Here is a 2,148-nt window from a genome sequence, read left to right as displayed (position 1 = left end):
GCAAGGACGATGGTAGCAGAGTCCGTAGATATCTATAATCAAATGAGGCCTCATACGGCTTTAAAATACAAAACGCCTGATGAAGTACATCGAGCGTTTTAGTTAAAAAGTGTCAACCCATATCAGGACGGGTCACGGCCATCTCTGAAATCAGCTTAAACCACCAAGACAAATATACTTTGTCTCCAGATATTCATCGAGTCCTTGCTTAGCACCTTCCCGTCCAACACCCGACTCTTTAATTCCACCAAATGGAGCCACTTCAGTAGAGATGATCCCTTCATTCACTCCAACCATACCGTACTCTAAACCTTCACTAAAAGTCACAATACGCTTCAAGCTATTCGTATAGAAATAGCAAGCCAAACCATATTCTGTATCGTTAGCCATTTCGAGAACTTGATCATCATTTTCAAAGGTAACAATAGGCAACACAGGCCCGAATAGCTCTTGCTGAACAATCGACATATTCTGCGTCACACTATCCAAAAGAACGGGCTCCATAAAGCGACCTGGCCGTCTCTGTGGAGAGTTAGCAATAGAGGCTCCTTCTTGTACAGCTTGATCGATCACCGCCTCTAGTCGATGCTTAGAGGCCATCGTAATAACAGGACCTAATGTGACACCTTTCTCTAAACCATTGCCAAGCTTTAATTTGCTTAACTTCGACAATACTTTATCAATAAAAGCTTGTTTTACATTTTTATGAACATATAACCGATTGGTACAAACACATGTTTGCCCTGCATTACGGAACTTCGACGCGACAAGCCCTTCCGCAGCCGCATCTAAGTCTGCATCTTCAAACACGATGAAAGGCGCATTACCACCCAACTCCATCGACACCGCCTTGACTGAATCACTGGCTTGCTTCATCAAAATTTTCCCGACTCGCGTAGACCCCGTAAAAGAGATCTTCTGAATCCTAGGATCAGTACTTAGTACTTGACCAAACTCAGCAGCCTGCTCCGACACCATGACAGAAAGCAGTTCTTTAGGGATACCAGCCTGATAAGCTAACTCAACAACAGCAATTGCAGTGAGAGGGGTAAGCTCTGATGGCTTGATCAACATGCCACAACCTGCCGCTAGGGCTGGTGCTGCTTTTCTTGTAATCATCGCAATAGGGAAGTTCCAAGGTGTAATTGCAGCGCATACTCCCACAGGCTGGCGAATTGCAGATAGACGTCTATCTGTCGTGGGGGCAGGAATAACTTCGCCATAAGCACGTTTTGCTTCTTCTGAGAACCACTCGACAAAAGAGGCACCATACATCACTTCCCCTTTGCTCTCAGCTAAAGGTTTACCCTGCTCTAAGGTAATAATCGTGGCTATGTCTTCTGCATTATCAAGAAGTAGTTGATACCACCCCCTCAAACGACGAGAGCGCTCTTTGGCACTTAATTTAGCCCAACGGACTTGCTCCGTTTTGCACTGACCAATGAGATCATCTAACTCATCAAGAGTACTAGGCTTTAACCGAATTAACTCTTGCTCAGTTGCAGGGTTGATGACCACAATTCCCTCTTCGGAAGACCATTGCTTAAATACAGATTTCAGCGTTTCATTTTTTATTTGTTGCATCATCAAACATACTCCTCAAGAACTCCTCTTAGGTTAATCGCTACTAGCAAGTTCAGCAAAGAAAACAAAGTTTTCTAAAAGGCATTAATTTTCGGAAGACTTAGATCTCTTCCTCACTATATTTCGGGAAATTGCGTAATCCACGCAACGACGGTCCCGCTCTAAACATGGAAGCAATGAATGTTTGAGAAATAAGATGTAGAAAATTATTGTTTAAGAGAGACGCTAACAAAACACGCAGTACGGAAGACTATTCATTCTATTACGGTTGAGGGCGAGTGTTATAAAGACTCATTGTTCAAATGGCCAATCTTTCAACGAGGACAGGATACAAACTCGGAGTAATTGGAAGTGCAGGCAGCAGGCTCATCTTCCTGAGAAACTCATGTGCCAAAAGGGTAAAGAAAGTCGTATTGTCTCGCCTTCAATGTGTAAATGCATTTCTAGGGGACACGACCAAACGAAAAAGCCCCAGTCTTTCGACTAGGGCTTAATATAAGTGGCGGAGTGGACGGGACTCGAACCCGCGACCCCCGGCGTGACAGGCCGGTATTCTAACCAACT

The 2,148-nt window shown here is 44.2% G+C and carries 2 protein-coding genes; one reads left to right on the top strand and one right to left on the bottom strand.

From position 1 onward, the window contains the following. Positions 1 to 102, top strand: a 102-nt coding sequence (locus R7O03_RS22550) for an integrase core domain-containing protein (protein WP_213889266.1), incomplete at its 5' end; no start/stop codon positions are given. Positions 103 to 150: 48 nt separating this feature from the next. On the opposite strand, the gene R7O03_RS22545 is transcribed toward R7O03_RS22550, so the two are convergent. After that, positions 151 to 1,587, bottom strand: a complete 1,437-nt coding sequence (locus R7O03_RS22545) for an NAD-dependent succinate-semialdehyde dehydrogenase (protein WP_318132065.1) — start codon at positions 1,585 to 1,587, stop codon at positions 151 to 153. Between the last annotated feature and the right edge of the window lie 561 nt (positions 1,588 to 2,148).

The organism is Vibrio sp. Vb2960, from assembly GCF_033337665.1.
In the GTDB taxonomy this organism is placed as follows: domain Bacteria; phylum Pseudomonadota; class Gammaproteobacteria; order Enterobacterales; family Vibrionaceae; genus Vibrio; species Vibrio alginolyticus.
Note: the sequence above shows the minus strand (reverse complement) of the source record. Positions and strands in the feature narration are given on the sequence as shown.